Source organism: Pseudogracilibacillus sp. SE30717A (assembly GCF_037071985.1).
GTDB lineage: Bacteria > Bacillota > Bacilli > Bacillales > Amphibacillaceae > Pseudogracilibacillus.
Genome location: NZ_JAXHDF010000006.1, coordinates 35,507 through 59,054, shown reverse-complemented (window position 1 = coordinate 59,054; position 23,548 = coordinate 35,507). Strand labels below are relative to the sequence as shown.

22 protein-coding genes are annotated in these 23,548 nt (G+C 35.8%); 6 read left to right on the top strand and 16 right to left on the bottom strand.

Annotated features, from left to right (window positions below; genetic code table 11):
- Positions 1-153: 153 nt before the first annotated feature.
- The 5 genes from SPD48_RS10865 to SPD48_RS10845 form a co-directional block, all read right to left on the bottom strand.
- Positions 154-1,182, bottom strand: a complete 1,029-nt coding sequence (locus tag SPD48_RS10865) for a lactonase family protein (RefSeq protein WP_336258133.1) — start codon at positions 1,180-1,182, stop codon at positions 154-156.
- Positions 1,183-1,199: 17 nt separating this feature from the next.
- Positions 1,200-3,113: a beta-N-acetylhexosaminidase gene (locus SPD48_RS10860; RefSeq protein ID WP_336258132.1), complete on the bottom strand. Its 1,914-nt coding sequence runs from the start codon at positions 3,111-3,113 to the stop codon at positions 1,200-1,202.
- A 187-nt stretch (positions 3,114-3,300) separates the two neighbouring features.
- Positions 3,301-3,780 (bottom strand): MFS transporter, encoded by a 480-nt coding sequence (locus SPD48_RS10855; RefSeq protein WP_336258131.1) that lies wholly within the window; start codon positions 3,778-3,780, stop codon positions 3,301-3,303.
- Positions 3,781-3,806: 26 nt separating this feature from the next.
- Positions 3,807-4,541: an MFS transporter gene (locus SPD48_RS10850; protein WP_336258130.1), complete on the bottom strand. Its 735-nt coding sequence runs from the start codon at positions 4,539-4,541 to the stop codon at positions 3,807-3,809.
- Between the two features lie 147 nt (positions 4,542-4,688).
- Positions 4,689-5,117: an Lrp/AsnC family transcriptional regulator gene (locus SPD48_RS10845; RefSeq protein ID WP_336258129.1), complete on the bottom strand. Its 429-nt coding sequence runs from the start codon at positions 5,115-5,117 to the stop codon at positions 4,689-4,691.
- 142 nt (positions 5,118-5,259) lie between these two features.
- Here SPD48_RS10845 and SPD48_RS10840 point away from each other — a divergent pair, with 142 nt between their 5' ends.
- A complete protein-coding gene (locus SPD48_RS10840) occupies positions 5,260-6,297 on the top strand; it encodes an oxidoreductase (RefSeq protein ID WP_336258128.1) in 1,038 nt (345 codons plus the stop codon).
- A gap of 268 nt (positions 6,298-6,565) precedes the next feature.
- Here SPD48_RS10840 and SPD48_RS10835 read toward each other — a convergent pair whose 3' ends face one another.
- Both SPD48_RS10835 and SPD48_RS10830 read right to left on the bottom strand, forming a co-directional pair.
- The gene (locus tag SPD48_RS10835; RefSeq protein WP_336258127.1) at positions 6,566-7,360 is read right to left on the bottom strand and encodes an SDR family NAD(P)-dependent oxidoreductase; all 795 of its coding nucleotides are present in this window, start codon (positions 7,358-7,360) and stop codon (positions 6,566-6,568) included.
- A 150-nt stretch (positions 7,361-7,510) separates the two neighbouring features.
- Complete coding sequence (locus SPD48_RS10830) at positions 7,511-8,356, bottom strand: aldo/keto reductase (protein ID WP_442962143.1); 846 nt, start codon at positions 8,354-8,356, stop codon at positions 7,511-7,513.
- Between the two features lie 346 nt (positions 8,357-8,702).
- Here SPD48_RS10830 and SPD48_RS10825 point away from each other — a divergent pair, with 346 nt between their 5' ends.
- Complete coding sequence (locus tag SPD48_RS10825) at positions 8,703-9,074, top strand: winged helix-turn-helix transcriptional regulator (protein WP_336258126.1); 372 nt, start codon at positions 8,703-8,705, stop codon at positions 9,072-9,074.
- A 233-nt stretch (positions 9,075-9,307) separates the two neighbouring features.
- On the opposite strand, the gene SPD48_RS10820 is transcribed toward SPD48_RS10825, so the two are convergent.
- The 3 genes from SPD48_RS10820 to SPD48_RS10810 all read right to left on the bottom strand — a co-directional run bounded on the left by SPD48_RS10820 (position 9,308) and on the right by SPD48_RS10810 (position 13,053).
- Positions 9,308-10,627 (bottom strand): GntP family permease, encoded by a 1,320-nt coding sequence (locus SPD48_RS10820; RefSeq protein ID WP_336258125.1) that lies wholly within the window; start codon positions 10,625-10,627, stop codon positions 9,308-9,310.
- Between the two features lie 30 nt (positions 10,628-10,657).
- The gene (hisD, locus tag SPD48_RS10815) at positions 10,658-11,941 is read right to left on the bottom strand and encodes a histidinol dehydrogenase (RefSeq protein ID WP_336258124.1); all 1,284 of its coding nucleotides are present in this window, start codon (positions 11,939-11,941) and stop codon (positions 10,658-10,660) included.
- Between the two features lie 113 nt (positions 11,942-12,054).
- Positions 12,055-13,053, bottom strand: a complete 999-nt coding sequence (locus SPD48_RS10810) for a LacI family DNA-binding transcriptional regulator (RefSeq protein WP_336258123.1) — start codon at positions 13,051-13,053, stop codon at positions 12,055-12,057.
- 321 nt (positions 13,054-13,374) lie between these two features.
- Here SPD48_RS10810 and SPD48_RS10805 point away from each other — a divergent pair, with 321 nt between their 5' ends.
- Positions 13,375-14,133, top strand: a complete 759-nt coding sequence (locus tag SPD48_RS10805; protein ID WP_336258122.1) for an SDR family NAD(P)-dependent oxidoreductase — start codon at positions 13,375-13,377, stop codon at positions 14,131-14,133.
- Positions 14,134-14,410: 277 nt separating this feature from the next.
- Here SPD48_RS10805 and SPD48_RS10800 read toward each other — a convergent pair whose 3' ends face one another.
- From SPD48_RS10800 to SPD48_RS10785, 4 genes are all read right to left on the bottom strand, one after another.
- Positions 14,411-15,646, bottom strand: a complete 1,236-nt coding sequence (locus SPD48_RS10800) for an amidohydrolase (RefSeq protein ID WP_336258121.1) — start codon at positions 15,644-15,646, stop codon at positions 14,411-14,413.
- A 26-nt stretch (positions 15,647-15,672) separates the two neighbouring features.
- Positions 15,673-16,896: an amidohydrolase family protein gene (locus tag SPD48_RS10795; RefSeq protein ID WP_336258120.1), complete on the bottom strand. Its 1,224-nt coding sequence runs from the start codon at positions 16,894-16,896 to the stop codon at positions 15,673-15,675.
- Between the two features lie 68 nt (positions 16,897-16,964).
- Complete coding sequence (locus SPD48_RS10790) at positions 16,965-17,411, bottom strand: nucleoside deaminase (RefSeq protein WP_336258119.1); 447 nt, start codon at positions 17,409-17,411, stop codon at positions 16,965-16,967.
- Between the two features lie 65 nt (positions 17,412-17,476).
- Positions 17,477-18,067, bottom strand: a complete 591-nt coding sequence (locus SPD48_RS10785; RefSeq protein WP_336258365.1) for an ankyrin repeat domain-containing protein — start codon at positions 18,065-18,067, stop codon at positions 17,477-17,479.
- 237 nt (positions 18,068-18,304) lie between these two features.
- Here SPD48_RS10785 and SPD48_RS10780 point away from each other — a divergent pair, with 237 nt between their 5' ends.
- The 3 genes from SPD48_RS10780 (at position 18,305) to SPD48_RS10770 (ending at position 21,934) form a co-directional block, all read left to right on the top strand.
- A complete protein-coding gene (locus SPD48_RS10780; protein WP_336258118.1) occupies positions 18,305-19,189 on the top strand; it encodes a LysR family transcriptional regulator in 885 nt (294 codons plus the stop codon).
- Positions 19,190-19,418: 229 nt separating this feature from the next.
- Positions 19,419-20,603: an alanine racemase gene (locus SPD48_RS10775; RefSeq protein ID WP_336258117.1), complete on the top strand. Its 1,185-nt coding sequence runs from the start codon at positions 19,419-19,421 to the stop codon at positions 20,601-20,603.
- The gene (locus SPD48_RS10770; protein WP_336258116.1) at positions 20,591-21,934 is read left to right on the top strand and encodes a D-arabinono-1,4-lactone oxidase; all 1,344 of its coding nucleotides are present in this window, start codon (positions 20,591-20,593) and stop codon (positions 21,932-21,934) included. Before SPD48_RS10775 ends, SPD48_RS10770 begins: the two co-directional genes overlap by 13 nt.
- 294 nt (positions 21,935-22,228) lie before the next feature.
- Here SPD48_RS10770 and SPD48_RS10765 read toward each other — a convergent pair whose 3' ends face one another.
- Complete coding sequence (locus tag SPD48_RS10765) at positions 22,229-22,837, bottom strand: class I SAM-dependent methyltransferase (RefSeq protein WP_336258115.1); 609 nt, start codon at positions 22,835-22,837, stop codon at positions 22,229-22,231.
- A 35-nt stretch (positions 22,838-22,872) separates the two neighbouring features.
- On the bottom strand, positions 22,873-23,328 hold the full coding sequence (locus tag SPD48_RS10760; protein ID WP_336258114.1) for a MarR family winged helix-turn-helix transcriptional regulator: 456 nt from the start codon (positions 23,326-23,328) through the stop codon (positions 22,873-22,875).
- Between the last annotated feature and the right edge of the window lie 220 nt (positions 23,329-23,548).

Below are 23,548 nucleotides of genomic sequence, written 5' to 3'. Positions count from 1 at the left end.
CTTTAGCTACAAGAATCTAAGTGTGAAAAAACGAAAGCGTTTTCAACTTAATTATATAATACTACTATTCAGAAAATAAATCAACATTATCTTATAACATTATAATGTTTATTTCGATAAAATTACAAAAAATCTGAGTTTTTCTAGTAATTTCTATACTACGGCATGTATACAAACTGGCTTGTTTATACTATATTGATGTCCTGTTCTTTGTAAACTCCCATCTGTTAATATTTTCATCACAGTAATAGAATTCGAATGTTCGTTTGCAACTAAAATATGTTCATCCTTAGGCAAAATCGTAAAATTTCTTGGCCACTTGCCTCCCGTTTCAGTACAAGATATTAATGATAACGTCCCATCTTCTAAAACTTTATATGCTGTAATCGAATCATGTCCTCGATTTGAAACATAAACAAATTCCCCTGACAGTGTTACATGAATATCCGCACCGTAATTTTCGTGCTGAAAATCATCGGATATTGTCGGCAATATTTGACATAATTTTAATTGATTTAACTTCTTATCGTAGGAATACATTAAAATGGTTGAATTAAATTCATTTACAATATAAAAAACACATAATGTCGGATGAAAAGCGATATGGCGTGGTCCAGATCCATCAGGTACCTTTTCATCAAAAAGAAACATAAATTTTCCCGTCGACTGATCATGCTTAAAAAGATTTAATTTATTCAACCCTAAATCTGTTGCAATATAATAAGGAGTATTAGGGATATTCCTAATCGCATGCATTTTAGAGTCCGACTGTTCTGAGCAAGAACGATAAAAACCTATTTCATTTCCTATTTCGCCATTTTCTTTTAATGAATGAACAATGACACTTCCATTACCATAATTTGCTGTATATAAAGCATGTTTATTCTGATCAACTTCTAAGTAACATGGTCCTCCCTTAGTTGGCAATTTGTTCAATTCATCAATGATTCCTTGATTTTCTTTTATCTGATAACTTACTACTTCACCGTTAGCCGTTTCACTAATAGCATATAAGTGACTCTTCTTTTTATCGACTGCTAGAAACGAAGGATTCTCTATACCGGTGAATGAATACTTTCTGCTTAACCTCCCAGTTTGAATATCAAAGTTCAACCAATGAATCGTTTCCTCTTTTTTACTGCCATAACAACCGATAAAAAGATCTAAGTGCTTTTTAAACATTTATACTCACTCTTTCATTAATAAATGGGAAGTACATGGAAAAATACGTTTGGCGATGCCATTCGATAATAGTAACTGCACCAACCTAAACTAGTAGCATTCTCTATCCCTGGTGAGTAATAGAGACGTTCCTGTTCCAATTCTTCAATCATCTCAATTTGTCCGTTTAGATAATCATTCACTCTCATTGTTACTGTATCAAGTCTATTCAATAAGCCACCGTATCGAATATCGATTACTTCCCATCCAAATGGCTTATTCATTTTTAACCATTGATTACGATGTGCGTTTCTAAGCTCTTTCACGCGAGTACTAATTTCTGGAATGATTTCATTAGCTATTTTACTTAGTTCCGTCTGATCTTTTTTGTCATAAGCAGATTTTAATTTCACACCAATCCCTGCTTTTAGGGCTAATACTCTGCTAAGTTTTTCAGGCACTTCAAAAATATAATCCAATTGAGCTGCTTCTACTCTGCTATTTTGAAATTTTGTTGTAAGAGATTCATAGTATGTGTCCACATCAAGACCTTCAATATGTTTATCAAAAACCCCTAACAATACATCTTGCCATAATAAGAATTTAGATGGGTTGGTTTGTTCTAAATTTCCTTCATCCACTCCAGGAGGTGTATCCAATTCATTTAATAACAAATACTGCTCTGCCTGTATACCCGTACAAAATGCTACTCTTTCATACAGTTTATCCTCATCTAGTTCTTTCGCATAAGCATGTTCAGCATAGAATTGTAATCCCAATAATGCCGCATATGGATTATTCTCTATACCGTCATCTCCCCACAGTGTTACAAAAACATCGTCTATCTCTTTTTCTTTACAAGCTTGTAAGGCAGCATTGCTCGCCTGTAAAGATAACTGATAATTTGTCGCAAACGTATTCCAAATCCAAATACCACCCGCAAATGCTGGCTTTTTATTAAATGCTTTATGTTGCTCAATAATCTGTCTGTAATGATCAACATCTGTTGAATTATATTGCCAGTACATTAATTGGACTTGATCTGGTGTTTGTTCAATAATATAATCTGGAATTTTAGTCTTTTTACTATAACTATCACCTGTATCAGAAGCAAGCTTTAAAAACATATCACTCCACATTACTGCTTCCAACCCTAAACCATCCGTTATTTGCAATACCCTGTCTAAATGCTTTGCCATTAATTCAAACCTTGGCTTATGACCATGTTTATTTAAAAATATTCCTCGACCAAGTTCTTCGGCTTCATCCATGCCAATATGTATACGTTTACTTCTAAAAGGACTAGAAACTGACTGAATCATATTTTCTAGTAATTCATATGTTTTTTCACTTTCTAAAAGTAAAGCACCTCTTGTGTCCTTGTAGTGGAGTACTCCTTCCCACTTTAAAAATTCTTCCAGATGAGCGAGAGTTTGAATACAAGGTATTAGTTCAATACCGAATTGATATGCATAATCATCCAAACGCTTAAGCTCTTCTTGAGAATATCTTCCACGCATATAACCAAAATACGGTTCGCCCTTTACCTCATATGTATCTTCCATATACAACATTGCAGAATTTAAACCCATCATTGCAAGCATTCGAATCATTTCGTAAAAGCTATCTTGATTCATAACAGCGTTCCTAGAAAAATCAAACATAGGACCTACCGTTTTAAATTGTTCTTTCTCCTTAATTGAAAACTCAGTTTCTCCTTTTTGAATTTTTTCGATTAACAAACTGAATGCCCTAAAAAATTGATTTGTATGTCTGTAAGCAATCTCTCCTTTACCATTTTCAAAGAGAACAGAGATATCATGATCTCCTTGAATGCGTTTACAAACCAACTCAATATCAGCCGACTCCGAAATCTCAAATGAAAGGTTCTTTTTCAGTTCAGTTATTCCATTGAGTAATTCTGTAAAATCTCCTGCCAATTTTATTTTCAACTTACTTCACCCTCTTTTCTTTCGTTTTGATTGTTCACATAGGAAAATTAGGAACAATTAATACAAAATATTACATGAGAACCAATTAAACGTCAAATTTATTTTAAATAGCCAATGTATTAGTGCTACTCAAATCAATGGTACGCAAGCATTTTTCTTAACGTTTTATACAAAAAACAGAGAGTATTTATCGGCTTATTTTACTCATTTTTATTTCTTCTTTTTCTCTGTAAAAATGTTTTTTATTGTCCTTTAATACGTAAAAGGAAAATATTATTGTTGAAATCAACATAACTAACGCCAAAGTGATAATGGTAAGTCGTAAAGATAGTAAATCAGCTATTATCCCAATTATTAAAATAAAAATGACTTGAATTATGCTTTGGACTAACTGATAAATACTTGTGACTCTTCCCATCACTTCAATTGGTACGTTATTTTGATAAAACGTAATAATCCCAGCATTTAAGAATACATTGAAAAACCCTAAAATTACAAACCCAACAACAATTGATGCAAAGGACCATGAAAAAGCATATATGACATAACCGCATGTCATCATCATTAAACCGACTGTAATCATATGTCTGAGTGAGAGTTTATTTGAAAAAACGGATAACAGACTGGCACCAACAACAGCTCCAATTCCAGTTATACTAATTAACAAACTATAGTCAAATTCAGAAAGCCCAATTACTTGTATACAACTTCTTGAGTATCCATCGCAAACGAAAAGACTAGGATAATAATAAAACTGAGATAAATGGTAGATACATATTTATTAGCTAGCATAAAATCCCAAACAACAGTAAAGTCACGTAGTACTTGGGAAATGGTTAACGCTGGAATGGTCTCTTTATCGATGTTTTCTTTTTCTGGAAGAAATAATAATAAAAATGCCGCAACAACAAAAAACATTGCATTAAGCCATAACGTTATTTCAATGGATGTTAATATGATAAGAGCCCCTCCAATTGCAGGTCCAACAATAAAAGCTCCCGAGCTCGTAAATGAGCGAATTGCATTGAAACGTTTTCTTTTATCTATCGGAACAAGAATTGTTACATATGTCATGGAGGCTGGGGTAAAAAAGGCGTTTGCTATACTGATGACAACTAAAATCCCATAGATTAACATCATATTAGGTGCAAGTGGAAGCAAACCAATAAACAAGGCTCTAAATATATAAGTCACTAACATTACTTTTCGCTTACTTCTATAGTCAATAAAACTACCAGTCCAGAACTTTGTTGCAATATTCGTCAGGGGTCCGATAATCCATAAACCCGCAACTGCTGTAGCGGATCCCGTAAGTTGATAGACGATGATATTTATGGCAACTAAATAGATAAATTCTCCCACGCTTGATATTCCTATCGAAGTCAATAATATTGCAGGATGCTTCCAACTCTTTAGATTATTATTCATTACCATGACTCCTCACTGACTATTCCAGTTAAGAATTTATAAAAAAATATATAATGTTGGGTATTTTTTAAAACCTCTCTCTTTATGCAATGTGGGTTATACAAATCCTTTTTAGTCGTTTCTAAATTTTTAGATATTTATAATTAATTAATAAGGTATGATTGGACGGTGAATCATTGGTGAAGATAATACAACCAAAGTTGTTGACTCTCCATGTTTCCCCAAGTCATTTATTGTTTTTTCTAAATGTTCAAGGGAAACAGCAATAATTTTAACTAAAAAATTATATTGTCCGCTTATCCGGTGAATTTCCAATACATCTACAACATCCTTACAATACCTTACAAAGTCATTACAGTGTCTTGCTTGAAATAACAGAAAAGCAGTGACTGGTTTGTTTACTTTTTTCGTACTAATTACTGCACTGTATTTCTCAATTACTCCTTGTTCCTCCAACCTCTTTACTCTCTCTGTAACAGCAGGTTGAGTTAGCGCAACCTCTTTACCAAGCTTTGTCATCGAAATTTTCCCATTGTCTTGCAAAATTTTGATGATTGAAAAATCAACACTATCCACATAATCTCTCCTTTATAAGTAAAATAATAAAAATAACTATACTTTAAAAGCAAAACATACAAAATACCTTTATTACCTCCTTCCATTATAGCTATTTCTTCAATAAAATTAAACTAACAAAATTAAAAGAGAGGTATAAAAAATGAATTTATTAACCCCAACGTATATGAATGGGTGGCAATTACAATCAAAAGTAGTTATGGCACCAATGACCAGGGGATTCGCAGATTTTAATACAGGGATTATTCATTCCGATACTTCAGCATACTATCAGCAAAGGGCGAAAGATGGTATTGGAATGATTATTACAGAAGGAATTGCTATTGCCGATGAAGCTAGAGGAACAGTTGGAATACCTGGGCTATATACAAATGAACAAACAGAAGCCTGGAGTAAGGTTACTAATGCTGTTCATAAAGAGAAGGGCATAATTATTGCACAACTTTGGCATGTCGGAAGATTATCGCATCCCTATTTTACAAGGGGAAGAAAACCTTTGGCCCCATCTCCTATTCAAGCCAATGGAGTAACACATAAAGTACATTTTCCATACGAGATGCCGAAAAAAATGACATTTCATGATATACAACTTGTTATAAAGCAATTTGTTCATGCTGCTAAAAATGCGATGAAAGCTGGATTTGATGGTATTGAAATACATGCAGCACACGGTTATTTAATCGATCAATTCCTTTCCACCCAAACTAATTTCAGAAAAGATAATTACGGAGAAAATAGACATTTATTTTTAGAAGAAATTTTATTAGCTGTTGGAGAAGAAATTGGTCCAAATAAAATTATTGTTCGTTTTTCTGAACATAAAGATGATTTACCGTTATATGTATGGGAAAGTCCGGAAGAGGAAGTACAAAAATTAATAGAAGTATTTCATAAAGCGCAAATTCAAGTTCTTCACCCATCTGTCAATGAATTTTTTAAACCTTTAACAAACCATCCACTTATTTTACATGGTCTTATCCGGAAATATTGGAACAAAACAATTATTGGTGTAGGTAATCTTACTCCAGAATCAGCTGAGAGTGCATTAAACAGTGGTATAGTTGATTTGGCTGCTTTTGGTCGTCCCTTGTTGGCCAATGAAGATTTTATTAAGCGAATAAAATCTTCATTATCAATAAGATCCTATAAACCGAATGTTCATTTAAAACGGTTAATTTAACCCTACTAATTAATGTATTTTAAATGTTTAACGTTAGAAACAAGTGAAGATGCACAAATTCAACTTTATAGTAGTATTCAATTTATGCAGGCACTATATCAATTATCATGACTATTAAAAGATGTCCTAGAGCCCTGTATTAACATGGTTTTTTTAGGACATCTTTGCCAAATCAGATTATATAAAATTAGCTCTTCTAAATATGGGAATATGGATGGTTATTACTGAATTATAACCTTTTCAGATGCAGGACCGTTGCTTATGTTTATTAAAACACACTACGAACCAATCCCCCATCAATCCGTAAGGCGGCACCATTAATGGCTGAGGAAAGAGGACTACTTAAGAAGGTGACTAGATGAGCAATTTCTTCTGGTCGAATAAGCCTTTGAATAATAGAGGTTGGACGATTCTCTTTAATAAATCGCTTCTCAGCTTCTTCCATTGTCAAATTTTCATTAGGATAAAGGCTATTTAACATCGTTTCCACTCCTTCTGTTAAAGTGGAACCAGGCATAACCGTATTGACCGTCACATTTGTTCCTTTAGTCAGCTCGGCTAAACTACGGGAAAGCGAGAGCTGCATCGTTTTGGTTGCACTATAATGAGCCATTTCTTGAGAGGGCATAATCGCTGCCTCACTAGCGATAAAAATGACCCTACCTTCTTTTTTCTGAATCATTTGTTTTAGATACTGGCGAGTAAGCCGAACACCACTCATAATGTTGGTCTCAAACAACTTAAACCAGTCTTCATCAGAAATATCAAAATATTCAACAGGTTCAAAAATTCCTAGATTGTTAATAAGAATATCTACTTCTGAGTACTTCTCAATAACCATCTGGCATCCTTCTTCTGTTCCTAAATCAGCTACTACTGACTGAAGGATGGCACCAGGATACTTTGCTTGAATTTCTTTTATCGTTTGATTAATTTTTTCTTCACGACGTCCATTAATAAGTACAGTGGCACCTTCTGCTACTAATGACATGGCGATTGCCTTTCCAATTCCTGATGTAGAACCAGTAACCAATGCCGTTTTTCCATATAAGTTCAGATTCATATATGTCCCTCCCGGGTTCGTGTTTTAGACTATTAGCCTATATCGTTAATAGTATGGATTACTCCTCTTACTTTAAACTTAAAATAAGAGGAGCATTCGCTTTTTCAAAAAGATATAGAAGTAAAATGCGACTTTACTTTTTTGCATTAATTAAAAATCAAAATTGTCTGGATCTGGACCTACTCGATAATTCTGATTTAAGTCATCAATTCGTTTCATATCTTCTGACGTTAGCTCAAAATCAAATACGGTTGCATTTTCAACAATTCGATGTTCTTTTGTAGATTTTGGGATAGTTACTACGCCACTTTGTAAGTCCCAACGCAAAATAACTTGTGCAATCGACTTGTTATATTTATTAGCAATTTCCAAAAGATTCGGATCATCCAATAGTTGGCCTTGCATTAATGGAGACCAAGCTTCTATCTGAATTCCTTGCTCCTGACAAAATGACTTAAGCTCTTTTTGAGTTAAACGTGGATGGTATTCCACTTGATTCACCATCGGTTTTATTTCTGCTTCTTTCATTAATTCTTCCAAATGATGTATTTGAAAATTACTTACACCAATTGCTTTTACTCGATCTTTTTTATAAAGAGTTTCTAATGCTTTCCAAGCATCCTTATATTTTCCTTCAACCGGCCAATGAATCAAGTATAAATCTAAATATTCTAAGCCAAGTTTCGTTAAGCTTGTTTCATAAGCAGCAATTGCCGATTCATACCCTAAATCATCATTCCAAACTTTCGATGTTACAAATAAATCTTCTCTAGAAATGCCGGCTTCTTTAATCCCTTCACGAATACCTTGTCCGACTCCCTCTTCATTTCCGTAAACAGCTGCTGTATCAATACTGCGATAACCGTGTTTAATGGCTGTTTTTACAGCATTCACCAACTCAGGACCCTCTTCTACTTTAAACACTCCGAGACCAAACCAAGGCATTTTAACACCATTATGCAAAGTTGTTTTATCTTGTAAGTTTTTCGATATCATAAATAAACCTCCCGATTATTATAAGTTGAAATTTAGTTCTTTCGTACTACTGACTATGTAGTATCCATCACTCCCTTTTAGCAAGTTCACTGATTCTAGATCAAAGGTGAAATGTATTGAATGCAAATATATTTGATAGCATGGATATTCTGTACATTTATTTTAATAATCTACCCAATTAATCACTTCGCTACACTTTTTACTTCTTGCTCCAAGGTTGAAAATCAACTGACTAATGCTATTATGAGGTATATATACCATAAAGAAAAGTACGCACTTTTAAGTGCTATAGATACCAAAAAGGTATATAGGCACTTTTTAGTTCCTATAGATTAGGAGGAATAACATGCATAAAAAGAAGTACAATATTTCAGTTGAAGCAACATTGGAAGTAATAGGAGGAAAATGGAAATGCGTTATCCTTTGCCATCTGACCCATGGTAAAAAACGTACAAATGAATTAAAACGTCTGATGCCAAACATTACACAAAAAATGTTAACCCAACAATTACGTGAGTTAGAATCAGATGAAGTCATTAATCGGATTGTTCATAATCAAATTCCTCCAAAAGTGGAATATGAACTCAGTGAATATGGTTGGAGTTTACAAGATATTTTAAACTCTTTATGTGAATGGGGAGAAAAACATATTACCAAAGTGTATGGTGATAAATTTACTGTATTAGAAGAGAATGTTTTAAATGAAAAACTAAAGTAATAGACATTAAAAAAATCTTATTATATAGATTTTCATTGAGAAAGTAAATGACATAACTCGCCAAATTTAATTAAAAAAGTTTTCCAACCATCAATTGGATGGTTGGAAACTTTATAGATAACCGTCAGCAATAAAGACTTAATCCGGCTCGATTATAAGTCTAAGAAATACTACACTTTATCCATTTATAACTAAAAATTTCATTCAACTTTTGTTACCATATTCATTTACTTTTAAATACCTACCCCAAGTGAGAATAAAATAACTGCAAGAATTACCGTAACAATAGGGACAACCACTGTCATAGCTCCAAATGCAGGATATGCATCTTTATGCGATTCCCCTGATATGGCCCTTATCGTTGTAACGGCATATCCTCCATGTGGAAGAGAATCTAATGTTCCCGAAGACAAGGAAACCGTTCTGTGCAGAGCTTCGGCGTTGACCCCCATATCCAAATAAAAAGGTCCTAAAATTGGCAAAGCAATTGATTGACCACCTGATGACGATCCGGTCAATCCGGCAATTACCATGACAGCCAATGCTCCTCCAATTAATGGATCACCTGGAATGCTTGTCATGAAGTCAACAGCTGTTTCAAAAGCAGGCGTTATTTTTGCAACTCCTCCAAATCCAACAACTGCAGCCGTATTTCCAATCGCGATCAGAGCTCCTGTTGTACCTTCACCAACCGCAGCCATAAAGTTTTTGAAGTATTTTCTATTTATTATCCACGTTGAGAGAATACCGCTAAGCAATGCTAGGATCAATGCCGACTGAGCTAATTTATCATGAAAAATGAATGCGACTGCCAAAACGAATAACAAAGGAATTAAACTTAAGAGTGGATGGGGCAGATCCTTTCTGATTTCTTTAGCATCTGTATCTCTCGCAACAAAGTGTTCCCCTTTATTCACGGCTTTTTTAATCATTTTCATCAGCCACCAATAACCGAACACAAGCATAAATACTGCTGTAATTAAACTTACTTCCCATCCAGCATACGGTGTTGTCCCCAAGTAAGGGATAGGAATCCAGTTTTGAATTTCAGGCGAACCAGCAGATGTCATTGTAAACGTAGTTGAACCAAAAGCCATGGCCGCCGGAATGAACCTTCTTGGCAAGTTGGCCTCTTTAAATAAGCTAACTGCCATTGGGTAGACTGCAAATGCCACTACAAACAAACTGACTCCACCATAAGTCAACACGGCACAGGCAAGGATAATGGCAAGTACAGCATGTTTCATACCAATCTTTTCTACTATCCAGTGAGAAACACTATCAGCCGCTCCACTGTCTTCCATTACCTTACCAAAAATAGCTCCTGCTAGAAACATCAAATACCATGATGTTATAAATCCTGCGAACCCATCCATATATCCGGTTATAAAATCCGTCTGTCCTTCAGTTGCAAACTGTGAAAAAAGAGGAACCCCGTTTAAAAGCGCTACAAATAATGCTGAAAGGGGAGCTACAATAAGAAGATTCATCCCCCGCATTACTAGAACGGTTAATAAAATCAAACCGCCAATTAAACCAACCATACCTATCATAAAAGGCACCTCCCTTTTTATTAACTAAGATTATTCACCTTTTCCGTATTTCCGGACGCGTAGCAATGCCTGTTCTGCATGTCCAGCAAAATTTTCTAGTTGGCATAGTCTTGCTGCATATTCTCCAATATAAGCACTTTGCTCTTTACTCGTAATTTTTTGATATGTGACTGTTTTAAGGAATTTTCCAACCCACAGTCCTCCAGTATATCTAGCTGCTCCCTTTGTCGGTAGAGTATGGTTTGTTCCAATGACCTTATCTCCATAAGCTACGTTTGTTTCAGGACCTAGGAATAAGCATCCATAATTTGTCATATTTTCCAAGAAGAAGTCAGGATTTTTTGTTAAGATTTCCACATGCTCAAATGCTAATCTATCTGCTTCTTTTAAAGCTTCTTCTTCATCTTCAACAAGGATAATCTGTCCATAATCTTCCCATGATACTCTGGCTACATCGGCTGTAGGCAATGTTTTCAGCTGTCTTTCGATTTCTTCAACTGTCTGCTCAGCAATTTCTTTCGATGTTGTAATCAATGCTCCCGGTGAAGTTGGGCCATGCTCACCTTGTCCGAGAAGATCCGTTGCGATAAATTCAGGATCACTGGTCTCATCAGCAACGACTAATGTTTCTGTAGGTCCTGCAAGCAAATCAATCCCAACACGACCGAAGAGTTGTCGTTTGGCTTCCGCAACAAATGCATTCCCAGGTCCAACAATCATGTCGACAGATTCAATGGTTTCAGTTCCAATTGCCATCCCAGCCATTGCCTGAATGCCACCAAGAATGTAAATTTCATCTGCCCCCGCTTTATGCATTGCATAGACAGTTGCTGCAGGGATTTCTCCATTAATAGGAGGGGTACAGGCAATAACTCTTTTAACTCCGGCCACTTTTGCAGTCAGCACGCTCATATGAGCGGAAGCAACCATTGGGTAGCGTCCACCTGGAATGTAGCAGCCGACACTATTCACTGGTATATTTTTGTGACCAAGAATTACATTTGGCATGATCTCCACTTCGACATCCTGCATTGATTTTCTTTGCTCTTCCGCAAACTTCTTTATATTAGTTTGAGCAAACTCAATATCTTCAATCGTTTGTTGAGGTATGGAATCAACGATTTGTTTGATCTGTTCATCACTCAATCGAAAGCTTTCAGGGCTCCAATTATCAAATTTAACTGATAGTTCCCTTATTGCTTTATCCCCTTCCTCTTCAATCTTCTTGATGGTAGAACTCACAATTTGAGAAACTTTCTCATCATCCTTTTGAATTTCTTCCGCTATTTTGCCTTTCTTTAAATATATCGCCATTCTGATCTCTCTCCTCTTTTTTGCATACGTATGCAAAGTGAATTAAAAAAATTGCATGCGTATGCAAAATTATTTTTTTATAACTAAAACACTAAATTAATCGCTTTCAGTTGTCAACCTTTTTGCAAGATCGTCGTTTTTCGATGAATAAATTGTCCTTTTAGTTTAATTGCTTTCTGTTTATCCCTTTTGTCACTTGAAATTAAGATATTGATGACTTCATCAACCATTTCTTCAACTGGCTGTACCCACGTCGATAAAGCATAATTTGGCCATGATGACATTCTAATATCGTCAAAACCAATTACGGCCGTCTCTTCGGGAATACGTATATTTTTTTCTTTAAGTGCGTCCATTGCTCCCAAAGCAGTTATATCATTCGCACCAAAAATCACTTCCGGTTTATAGCCATCTTCTAACATTTGTTTAGTCAAACAGAAAGATTTTTCGTACGTATAATTCCCTTCCAATATGTTGACATGTATTCCTTTACCCTTTAAAAATTCCGTGAACCCTTTTTGCCTATCCCTACTTGTAGATGTGTTTGTTTTTCCAGTAATAAAAACAATGTCCTTATATCCTGTTTGATATACATAATCTGCAATCTTCCTTGCTGCATAAACATTGTCAGAGCTAACTGAATTGCATTGCAAGCTCTTTTCATATCGGTTAAATAAAATGACTGGGATATCGTTTTTCCTTAGCTGTTCAACCAACTTTGAAGACAACAGAGCATCCGTCACAATAATTGCCTCCACATTATATTCCAGAAAATGGTTGATTTCTTCTTGCTGAATCTCCTCATTCTCCGTATAGACAAATAATACAAAATAGCCCTTCTCTCTTAGCTTTTTTGTAAATAAGCCTAACACTTCATGATAGAAAGGATTTTGAATATCTTTCATGGCTAAGCCCACGATATTTGTTTTTTTAGTAATTAGCCCTCTAGCTAAAGCATTAGGGTAATAGTTTAGCCTCTCAGCAGCTTCCAGCACTTTTTTTCGTGTTTTTTCTGAAACACTTGCTCCCGGTGTAAAAACTCTTGATACCGTTGATTGTGATACATCTGCCAATTTAGCGACTTCCATGGCTGAAACTACTTTCTTCATCATTTAAAATACTCCTTAATTTTTATTAGATTAAATCTAAATATGAATACGGTGATTCTACTAGCATATATGGTCAAATCGAAACAATCTACTTCGTTGCATAATTAAGAATATCACAATGTTGTAAGTTTCAGTAATTATTTTATGTAGATTCATATTTTCAACTTTGTGCAGGCCTGAGATTGATACATATAAAAGGATAAAATACATTAATCAGATAAACGAAAAGTATATCAGCTGTTTTGAACAGAATAATTATAAAAATAGTCAAAACGGTTATTCTAAACACAGATAACGTTCAAAAGAAAAATGGAGGAAATATATATGAATAGAAAAGATTTTGAAGGCCGTGTTGTCCTAATCACTGGAGCTGCAACTGGTATTGGCCGTGCATCAGCACTTACTTTTGCTCGGCGTGGTGCTAAAATAGCTATTGGTGACGTTGATGATCGCGCAAATGAAACTGTTGAACTTATTCAAAAAGAAGGCGGGGAAGCCGCATTCTTTAATACAGATGTGTCAAACTCAAAAGAAGTAAAATCACTTGTTGAACAAACAGTAAAACAATTTGGCGGATTACATCATGCATTCAATAATGCAGGAATTTTAAATAAACCAGCAAAATTCGCAGATATCGAAGAAGATGTATTTGATAAAGTAATGTCGGTTGACGTAAAAGGGGTATTCCTTGCTGTAAAACAAGAACTTGAGCATATGGTTGTTAATGGTGGTGGAACAATCGTAAACACTGCTTCAGTTGCTGGTTTAATCGCTGATCCTAATATGGCACCATACGTTGCTGCAAAGCATGCTGTTATTGGTTTAACAAAAGCTGCTGCATTTGATTACGCTCAAGATGGTATTCGTGTAAACGCAGTTGCACCCGGTTTAACTGAAACCCCAATGACTCAAATGTGGAAAAATGACCCAAAAAAATGGGCAGAAGTTATTTCTAACGTTCCATTGCAACGTGCTGCTCAACCAGAAGAAATCGCTGAAATGGTAGTATTCCTTTCATCTGATGCAGCAAGCTTCTGTAATGGTTATGTATATGCAGTAGATGGTGGACAAGTTGCTCACTAATGTTAAAAGGGGAAAACCTATAAAACACTTAGACAAGGATACGATATCTAGTCGAATAGATTTTACCTGGTGGCAATTAAATAAGTGGCTCTTGATGTCAGACCAAGGAAACTCTGTATTCAACTACATCATAATCACCTAGGAAACATATCCTTTATGTTTGTCAAACAAGGTGTGCAAGTCCACCTTGTTTGACAAACTTATTTTTTAGTAAAGGAAGGTTGGAGTTAATCATTTTAAACACGAAGGTACTCTTAACTCCTAAGACGATTTTTTGTTATTTTTCATGTAAACCAAGCGAACCTGAAACAACTTCTCCTTTGTATATGGTCGTAACCCTTTTTGCTCTTCTAGCAACGGCTTCTGCCGAGCAGGAGGCTTCAACGAAAACGATACTTGCGTCGTCACCGACTCGTGGCCAAACTTGTTTCCCATGTGGATCAAGCGGTGCCTTATCATCAGTAATAAAGGAAAGTGTTTGAGATAATGATCTTTCATCTACCCATCCCGAAACTTCTGCCAAACGACCGGCCCGTTCTAAAATATCTCCGTTTCCAAAGGGAGACCATACATCAAAAATATTGTCGCACCCAATGGCAGTCGCTACACCTTTTTCGCGCAATAATCCTATAGGTGGGAACTTTCGATTAATCGGCACACTAGTAATAATGGTGATTCCTGCGTCAGCAAGTGTTTCCGCAATTTCTTCGACTTGAGATAAAGGGATATCCCCTAGACCAAATGCATGACTAATCGCGACCTTGTCTTGAAGACCTGCTTCTTTCGTTAATTGTGCTAATTTTTTCATTGTATATACACCAAGATAATCGGCATCGTGTAAATGCAAGTCGATTCCTGCATTTCCTTCAACAGCGAGTTCCACCATCTGATGTAAGGAAGTTTCAATGTCACCATCTACAGTAGCTGGATCAACACCACCTACATAATTCACCCCTTGACGAAGAGCCTCTCTGACTAAATGTTTTGCATTCGAGCGTAATAAACCGTGTTGAGGAAATGCAACAATTTCATGAGATAATTTCCCATCAAATGTTTGCAGTGCTTTTTTAACTTCGACCAAATTCTTCAATCCGACTTCTGGATAAATGTCTACATGCGTTCGTACATGTGTCACACCAGTTGTCAAATAATTATTAAGTAGCTTTTCCGCTCGCTCCTGTGTAGTTGTTTCCAAGTTAGGAAGAACTTTTTTCTCGATTTCAAGACGTTTAAAAATACTATTTACAGATGTTACTGAACGCCATCGGTCACCAAGTAATGTTTTATCTAAATGACAATGTTTTTCGACAAAGGATGGAAGAGCCAACAATCCCTTTGCATCTTTTTGTGGTAAATTGTCTTTAATAGATTCTAGAGCGGGTAAAATTTTCTCGATTTTTCCATCTTGAATGAACAGATGATTTTGTTTAGTTTTTGTACCCGTTATCGCATCATTTTCCATTTGATAGCCAGTTTCCAAAGTTACATTCGTTAGCCAATAGCCAGAACTCATATGATCGACCCTTTCTAATATAAATTTTACAATGCACCAACGACTAAATTCCCTTTATAGAAAACAGCTATTCTACTTGCTCTCCTTGCAACCGCTTCTGCTGAACAGCTCGTGTCTACAAAAACAAAATCTGCATGATCTCCAACCTTCGGCCAAATTTGTTCACCCTCTGTATTTAAAGGAGTGATGCCTCCTGTAATATATCCTAAGGTTTGCCCTAAAGAACGTTCATCACTTAAACTAAACCTTTCCGCTAGCATACCTGCTTTCTCCAAACTATCTCCCTTTCCAAATGGAGACCAATGATCCGTAATACTATCATCACCCAGAGAAACGTTTACTCCTTTTTTCTGTAATAGAGGAATCGGAATTGTTTTTCCTATGGGAACCGATGAGGTAATGGAAATACCTTGATGAGCAAGTATCTCGGCAACCTCAGTCACTTCTTCAAATGAGATGTCTGCAAGCGCTAATGCATGGCTGATGGTTACTTTTCCTTGCCACCCTGCTTCCTCAGTCAAAGCTGCTAATCGCTTAAAAGTGAAAATACCAAGATGCCCAGGATCATGTATATGGAGATCAATATTTGCATTAGCTTCTACGGCTAATTCCATCACCGTTTGTAATGATTTTTCAATATTTCCGTCAAGGGAAGCCGGATCAACACCTCCTACTAAGGATGCACCGTTTTGTAGTGCCTCCCTAACAAGTGAAACAGACTGACTTCGTAATATTCCATGCTGCGGAAAAGCGACAACTTCAACAGAAGCTTTTCCTTTATATGCTTCCATCGCTTGTAAAGTTGCTTCAAGATTGTTTAATCCGATTATAGGATCAACATTACAATGTGTACGAATGTGCGTTGAGCCCGCACGTAACAATAAGTCCAGTAAATTTTTCGCTCTTTCTGCTGCAACAGGCAGTTGGCGTGGGAGTAATTCCTCCTCTTCTTCCAATCGTGTGATAATACCTTTTGATGGAATCGTGGGCGCTTTCCAAGGACCACTATAATATGTTTTATCAAGGTGAATATGCATATCCCTAAAAGATGGGAGCATTAAAAAATTGTTCGCATCCTTTATAGGTAAATCCGTTATTAACGGCTTATCTACGGAGACAATTTCCTTTATTGTTCCATTTTCAATCCGCACATGAAATTGTTCTGTGTCTGTTCCTGTTACTAAACCTTTTTCGTATTGGTAACCTGTTTCTAATCTAACATTAGTTAACCAATAAGTTTTACCTGCCATGTCGATTGCCTCCTAAAGTATTATTTTTCAACGTATGATTATGTTAATCATTTGGAGTTTAATTCATTCTAACGTTGGTATACCTTAATAGCCTCTTCATTCGGTTGTTGAACCATAGGCAATCGGCGATCTTCAATTGGTTTATTGTATTCCTCATAGAATGTTTCCAGTTCAAAATATTTACGATCATCTTGATAATATGGTGCATAATCTTCACGTGTGGTAATATAAATAACTTTTTTGGGGCTGCAATAATAAAGGGATCCCAAACACATTGGACACGGACTTGCCAGAATATAAATTTCGCAGTCTGTTAAATGTTCCGTTTGCAGTTTTTTACATGCTTCTCTGATGGCAAGCACTTCAGCGTGAGCTGTTGGATCGTGTGTTTGTGCTACCAAATTTGGGCTTTCGGCTACAATTTCTCCATTCTGTACAATCACGGTAGCAAAGGGACGACCTCCTACTTCTACATTTTTATGTGCCAATTCGATGGTATGTTTCACAAAATCCATTAAATTTCACCTCTATTTCATGATTAATATAAAGTCTTTAAAAAAGTCATTTTGTTAGACAACACCTATGCTCCTGCCTCTTTTAATATTGCTTCTATTTCTTTATATCCATAATTTTGGGCATGCTGTATAGGAGAAACTCCTTCTCTATCACTAATATTAACATCAGCCCCATGATCAACTAACAATTGTACAATTTTTTGATGATCCTTACCGCCATCACCCAGAATGATTGCTTCCAATAATGCAGTCCAGTGTAAATTATTAATGTGGTTAACATCTGTATCGGAATGTACTAAAAGTTCTTTTACTACGTCAACATGTCCTCTTTCTGAAGCAGGAATAATTGCTATTCCACCATACCGGTTTGTTAACGTTGTATCAGCTCCTGCTTCAACTGCAAGTTTAACAATATCAAGAAATCCTGCTGCACCAGCATACAAAAGCACATTATCCTGATTATTATCCTGAATATCTATGTCTGCACCTTGTTGGATAAGTGTTTCCACAGTGTCTGTCTTATGATTATAGGTTGCCGCCATTACAGCTGTCATCCCGTGTTCATCCGTTGCATTTATATCTGCTCCCTCTTTAAGGAAATACAGAACTTTTTCAGTGTCCCCACATTCTGCAGAGTCAATAAGTTGTTGATTCATCGTGTCTCTCTCCTCATCTATCAATTGTGGTTCTTTTGACAAGCTTTCCGGGGATTCAGAAGTTGATTGACATGCGGTAAGCAAAAAAATGAATAGCAGAATTAAAAACATTTGCCACACCTTCATAGTTTCTTTTCCCTCCTTTATAAATATGCTACCATGAAGATATGTATATGAAAAATATTAAAAAAGTTAATTTTACTAAGGTTTTACATATAATAAAAGGAGTTTTTTAAAATGGACATAAGACAACTACGATACTTTATAGCAATTGTTGAGGAAAGAAAAATTTCCGCTGCCGCTAGACGCCTTCACATGTCTCAACCACCATTAAGTCAACAGCTGAAAGCAATGGAAAAAGAACTCGGCTCCAAACTAGTGGAAAGAGGTGGGAAATACTTTGAAGTAACCGAGGCAGGAAAGACGTTATACAAATATGCCCTGCAAATGACTCAGTTAATGGAGGAAACCAAGGTGGAAGTAAAAGAAGTAGGGGCTGGAATCAGGGGAACATTGATGCTAGGTGTTAACACCTTCTCATTAGCAAACTTATCTGAAACTCTCCTACAATTTCAGAAACAATATCCAAAAGTAACTTATAAAATTCAGCAAAATGAATCCTCTCTTCTCTGTCAACTTGTAAGAGATAGGGCTATAGAATTGGCCTTTATACGATTACCACTTGAGTTGGATGACTTTTCAGTTCTTCATCTCTATACTGAACCTTTTTATTTCATTACTTCCAAAAACCAGAAATCAATCAACCATAATGTTTCTCTTGATGAAATTCAAAACTGCCCACTCCTTTTACCAAGTACAGAAGGATTAGGTGTGCATTATTTAATTTTGGAAGCTTTTTCCCGCTTTAAATTAAATCCCTACATCATTGGTGAATGTTCCGATACTACACTCCTATTGGATTTGGTTTCGAGAAATTTTAGCACATCCATTGTTCCAGAAACAGTACTTAAACAACATAAAGAATATCCTATACATGCTCGTAAAATTTCCAATACTAAGTTTTCTGCCCCAGTCGGATTAATATGGCGAAAAAATCATAGCTTATCTAAAGCTGCCCAGAACTTTATCAATTTATTAAAAGATGGAAAAACAACAGAATAATAAGAATATTGCAGCTATATATTGAGCTTGTATAGGAATATTCAGGTAGAATAAAAAAGTAATTGTAAAAGTGATTACAAAATTAATAAAAAAAATGATGATCTTGGCTCAAAATCTAGTAATTAATGGTGACATTAGTTCAAAAAGAATTAAAATACTTTCACATATCACCCAACTTCCATGATAAAATATGAATAATGAGAATTTTCTCTAAGAGGTGACACATCCAATGGAAGCATATACAAGCTATAAAAATGCTTTAAAAAATATTCCAAAGCCTTGTTTATTTTTAGATATGGATATGTTTCATACCAATATACAAAATATTATAAGTGCTAGCAACAACAAAAACATCCGCATTGCTAGCAAATCGATCCGCAGTGTGCCGATCCTCAAAGAAATCCTTAACGTTTCATCAACTTTTCAAGGAATCATGTGCTATGCTGCTGATGAAGCAATCTATTTAAATGACAATGGGTTGGACGATTTGCTTATAGCTTATCCTGTCTGGAACCCCGAACATTTAAAAGCTATAGCAAGCCGAGTCATGAACAAGCAGACCATAACCGTAATGGTTGATTCTATTGAACATATCAATCATCTTGAAATGATTGCTGCAGAAAATAATCAAAAGTTCCTCGTCTGCCTGGATATCGATCTCTCAAGCGAATATCCCGGTTTGCATTTTGGCGTCCATCGATCACCTGTAAAAACAGTTTCCCAAGTTGTTGCCCTCATCAATCGGATTGATGACTCACCCTACATGAAACTTGATGGCATCATGGGTTACGAAGCCCAAATTGCTGGCGTAACCGACAATAACCCAAAACAACGGTTGAAAAACAAGGTCGTACGCTTCCTTAAAAACCACTCATCAAAAGTTTTAATAAAAAAAAGACAGGAGATTATCGACGTCATTCACCAGAAACAAATTGATCTCCGCTTTATAAATGGCGGAGGTACTGGGAGCTTGCACCAGACAGCGAAAGAGAATGTCACAGAAATCACAGTCGGTTCCGGATTTTTCAACTCTCGCCTGTTTGATTTTTATAAAGATTATTCCAATCTACCGGCACTTGCATACGCTATTGAAATCACTCGAATACCGAAAAAACATATGTATACCTGTACTGGTGGTGGCTACATTGCCTCCGGGGCAATGGGCGAGGACCGAATGCCTCACATTTACCTGCCGGAAGGAGCATGCCTCACCGCTAACGAAGGTGCGGGTGAAGTCCAGACTCCCATTTATTATGACGGAGACATTCCACTTAAACACGGTGATCCGATTTTTCTTCGTCACAGCAAAGCGGGAGAACTATGTGAGCATTTTCATCATATTCATTTGATAAAAGACGACAAAATTATAGACGCGTATAAAACATATCGAGGTGATTATCAATGTTTCCTTTAAAAAAGAAAAAGAGATGGAAAAACTGGTCGGAATCTTTCTTAAATGAGCCTCAAAATATTCTTTATCCAAAATGCATTGAGCACATTCGAAATATTGTCAACACATGCCGACGCGAAAGGAAAAAAATTCGCGTCATCGGAGCTGGCCATTCGTTCGTCCCTATTGCAGCCACAGAAGGGGTACTTCTGTCATTGGAAAATTTAAGAGGAATCGATCAAATCAACCACAAGAAAAAACGAGTTACTGTCTGGGCTGGAACGACACTAAAAGACCTCGGACATCTTTTACACGAACAAGGATATGCAATGGAGAACCTTGGAGATATCAACTCACAAACAATCGCAGGATCAATTAGTACGGGGACGCATGGATCAGGGATAAACTACGGTAGTCTATCAACACAAATCACCGAACTAACCATCGTCACGGCAGACGGACAAATATTAACTGTTTCCGAAAATAAAAACAACCATTTGTTTGACGCCGCCCGCCTATCTCTCGGTATGCTTGGAATCATCGTAAAAGTAGAAATCCAAGTCATCGACACTCATCAACTGATCAGCGAAAGCAGCCGAGCTTCAACAGGTGAGATATTTCCAAACTTACATAGCTTAACAACCTCCAATCGTCATTTCGAGTTTTTCTGGTTTCCGTATTCAAGTACCTGTCAAATTAAAACATTAAATTCACCGGGAGATAAAGACGTTACAAAACTAAAAGGAAATAGTACCTTCAATAACATGGTCCTTGAAAACGGTGCACTTTGGGTATTGTCCGAATTAAGTAAAAATCAGCCAAAAATGAGTAAATTCATTAGTAAGATCATTGCCTTGGGAGTTCCAACAGGAAAAGCAATTGGTAATAGCTTTGACATGTACGCTACTCCACGACTGGTAAAATTCAACGAAATGGAATACAGTGTTCCCTCCGACAAAATGGCCACTGTTCTGCAAGACATTGATTATGTGATCCGGAAAAATAAATTTAAAGTTCACTTCCCGATCGAATGCCGTTACGTTCAAGCAGATAATCTATGGCTAAGCCCTTCTTATCAACGTGATTCCGCTTATATCGCTATTCATATGTATAAAGGAATGGAGTACGAAGCGTATTTCGCCGCGATTGAAGAAGTGTTCCTCCATTATGATGGTCGACCACACTGGGGGAAAATGCATACACTAACCGCTCAAGACCTTCAAGAGATGTATCCAAAATTAAACGATTTCCTACAAATTAGAAAACAAATGGATCCTGAGGACATACTGCTAAATCGCTATTTGAAAAGATTATTTTATGAGGAAGAGTATAGCAAAATTCCCACCAGTAAGTAGCTAATCAGTATCGTCGGAAGCTCATTAAAAGGGGATTAACGAATAAGTCTCCAAATGAAAATGAATAATCTAAAATCACAGTCCCTTTTGTTATATCTGAGACTAATACTGAAATCATATAATTTCCTCTTCATAATAATTATCGGTCCTCCTCGCTGTAGTGTTAAAGTTCGCTTATTTTATAAATTCTTATTTCTAATAAGCATCAATCTACAAAGACGAGGAGGACTTTTTATTCCACCGTTCGGGAGATGGAAAAAACTCCCTATTATTCTACTCAAAATTGATTTCTTCTTAACTATTAACTCCTAGTACACATATAGCGGTAACGGGTTTCTTTTTCTTTAATTCCGTTTTAATATTGGAAAACCCTGCCTGTTCTAAATAACTAACAATGTCCTTTCCTAGCTTTTTAGATGTTTCTTCAGTTGCCCCCTTCATATAAGGTAAAACAGTTAGAGCGATAAGACCATTAGGCTTCATAATTTGTCGTATTTTCTTCAATGATTTAACAGGATCTTCCCAAAAAATAATGGAATTAACTGAAAATACTTTATCAAACTTTAGCTCAAATGAAGGAACATTACTTACTTCCTCTAGTTTTAATGTAACTTTACCTTCTTGTATTGCCTCTTTATTTCTGTTTTTTGCTTGCTGTAACATGACCTTAGAATAATCAATTCCTACATAATGTCCCTCGTGAATAACATTTGACACTAATTCAGTTGCAACCCCTGGTCCGAAGCCAATTTCTAAGACGTTATCCGTACTTTGAATATTTAATAATGAGACTGTCCATTTATTTTTTTGAACACCTGTCGATGCCATTAATCTGCCTGCAATGTTGCCTAAAATTCCTTCTGGCTTTCCAAACTGTGAAGCAAATTTTTTTAATATCTCCATATCCCAATCTCCTCTCATTTTAAGCTAATAACATCTTATTGCTCTCTAAATTGCTTTTTAATTTGTACCATATTTATAAGTAAGCGATCAAAATGATTAAATAATTGTTCTTTTTCACTTGGATTAAATCCTTTTAGCAAATGTATTTCCAATTCTTTCGCCATTGGTTCCACAGTCTGCTGAATAAAATTCTTCCCTTTTTCACTTAGTAATAGAATTTTTGCTCTCGAATCATCGGGGTGCTGATTTCTAATAATTAATCCTTTATGTTCCAAATGTTCTAGCAAAACAGTTAATGTTGAGGATTTGACATCAAGATATTGGAGTAATTGTTTTTGTGTTATCGGGTCACCATCAACGAGACAAAACATTACATTTAATTGTGCATTTGTTATTCCATATGGTTCGGCTTTTATTTGAATTAACTGGGAAAAAAAATGGGAAAGCCTATTTATATAAGTAGGCAATAAAAAGTTTTCTAGATTATTCATCAAATCATTCCTTTAATTAGTTAGTCTAACTAGTTAAATAATAATTAGTAATTTACATCTTGTCAAGAAAATTTTAAGGAATACAAACGTTCTTCACTAAACTGATGTACTTCATCCACTTTTAAATCCTTTTTATAAAACTTATGCAACTAGTGGTTTCTTAAATCAAAGAATAAAAGCCATAAGGGTCATATAATTATTGATCAGTTCAGTTAGGCTT

Bases quoted from the DNA above. Each gene is read 5' to 3' on its own strand.
- SPD48_RS10760 (WP_336258114.1), bottom strand. From the start codon at position 23,328: ATGAATAATCTAGAAAACTTTTTATTGCCTACTTATATAAATAGGCTT.
- SPD48_RS10800 (WP_336258121.1), bottom strand. From the start codon at position 15,646: ATGAGTTCTGGCTATTGGCTAACGAATGTAACTTTGGAAACTGGCTAT.
- SPD48_RS10850 (WP_336258130.1), bottom strand. From the start codon at position 4,541: ATGAATAATAATCTAAAGAGTTGGAAGCATCCTGCAATATTATTGACT.
- SPD48_RS10805 (WP_336258122.1), top strand. From the start codon at position 13,375: ATGAATAGAAAAGATTTTGAAGGCCGTGTTGTCCTAATCACTGGAGCT.
- SPD48_RS10810 (WP_336258123.1), bottom strand. From the start codon at position 13,053: ATGATGAAGAAAGTAGTTTCAGCCATGGAAGTCGCTAAATTGGCAGAT.
- SPD48_RS10795 (WP_336258120.1), bottom strand. From the start codon at position 16,896: ATGGCAGGTAAAACTTATTGGTTAACTAATGTTAGATTAGAAACAGGT.
- SPD48_RS10775 (WP_336258117.1), top strand. From the start codon at position 19,419: ATGGAAGCATATACAAGCTATAAAAATGCTTTAAAAAATATTCCAAAG.
- SPD48_RS10820 (WP_336258125.1), bottom strand. From the start codon at position 10,627: ATGATAGGTATGGTTGGTTTAATTGGCGGTTTGATTTTATTAACCGTT.
- SPD48_RS10790 (WP_336258119.1), bottom strand. From the start codon at position 17,411: ATGGATTTTGTGAAACATACCATCGAATTGGCACATAAAAATGTAGAA.
- hisD (WP_336258124.1), bottom strand. From the start codon at position 11,941: ATGGCGATATATTTAAAGAAAGGCAAAATAGCGGAAGAAATTCAAAAG.
- SPD48_RS10865 (WP_336258133.1), bottom strand. From the start codon at position 1,182: ATGTTTAAAAAGCACTTAGATCTTTTTATCGGTTGTTATGGCAGTAAA.
- SPD48_RS10765 (WP_336258115.1), bottom strand. From the start codon at position 22,837: ATGGAGATATTAAAAAAATTTGCTTCACAGTTTGGAAAGCCAGAAGGA.
- SPD48_RS10770 (WP_336258116.1), top strand. From the start codon at position 20,591: ATGTTTCCTTTAAAAAAGAAAAAGAGATGGAAAAACTGGTCGGAATCT.
- SPD48_RS10840 (WP_336258128.1), top strand. From the start codon at position 5,260: ATGAATTTATTAACCCCAACGTATATGAATGGGTGGCAATTACAATCA.
- SPD48_RS10780 (WP_336258118.1), top strand. From the start codon at position 18,305: ATGGACATAAGACAACTACGATACTTTATAGCAATTGTTGAGGAAAGA.
- SPD48_RS10835 (WP_336258127.1), bottom strand. From the start codon at position 7,360: ATGAATCTGAACTTATATGGAAAAACGGCATTGGTTACTGGTTCTACA.
- SPD48_RS10785 (WP_336258365.1), bottom strand. From the start codon at position 18,067: ATGAATCAACAACTTATTGACTCTGCAGAATGTGGGGACACTGAAAAA.
- SPD48_RS10830 (WP_442962143.1), bottom strand. From the start codon at position 8,356: ATGATATCGAAAAACTTACAAGATAAAACAACTTTGCATAATGGTGTT.
- SPD48_RS10825 (WP_336258126.1), top strand. From the start codon at position 8,703: ATGCATAAAAAGAAGTACAATATTTCAGTTGAAGCAACATTGGAAGTA.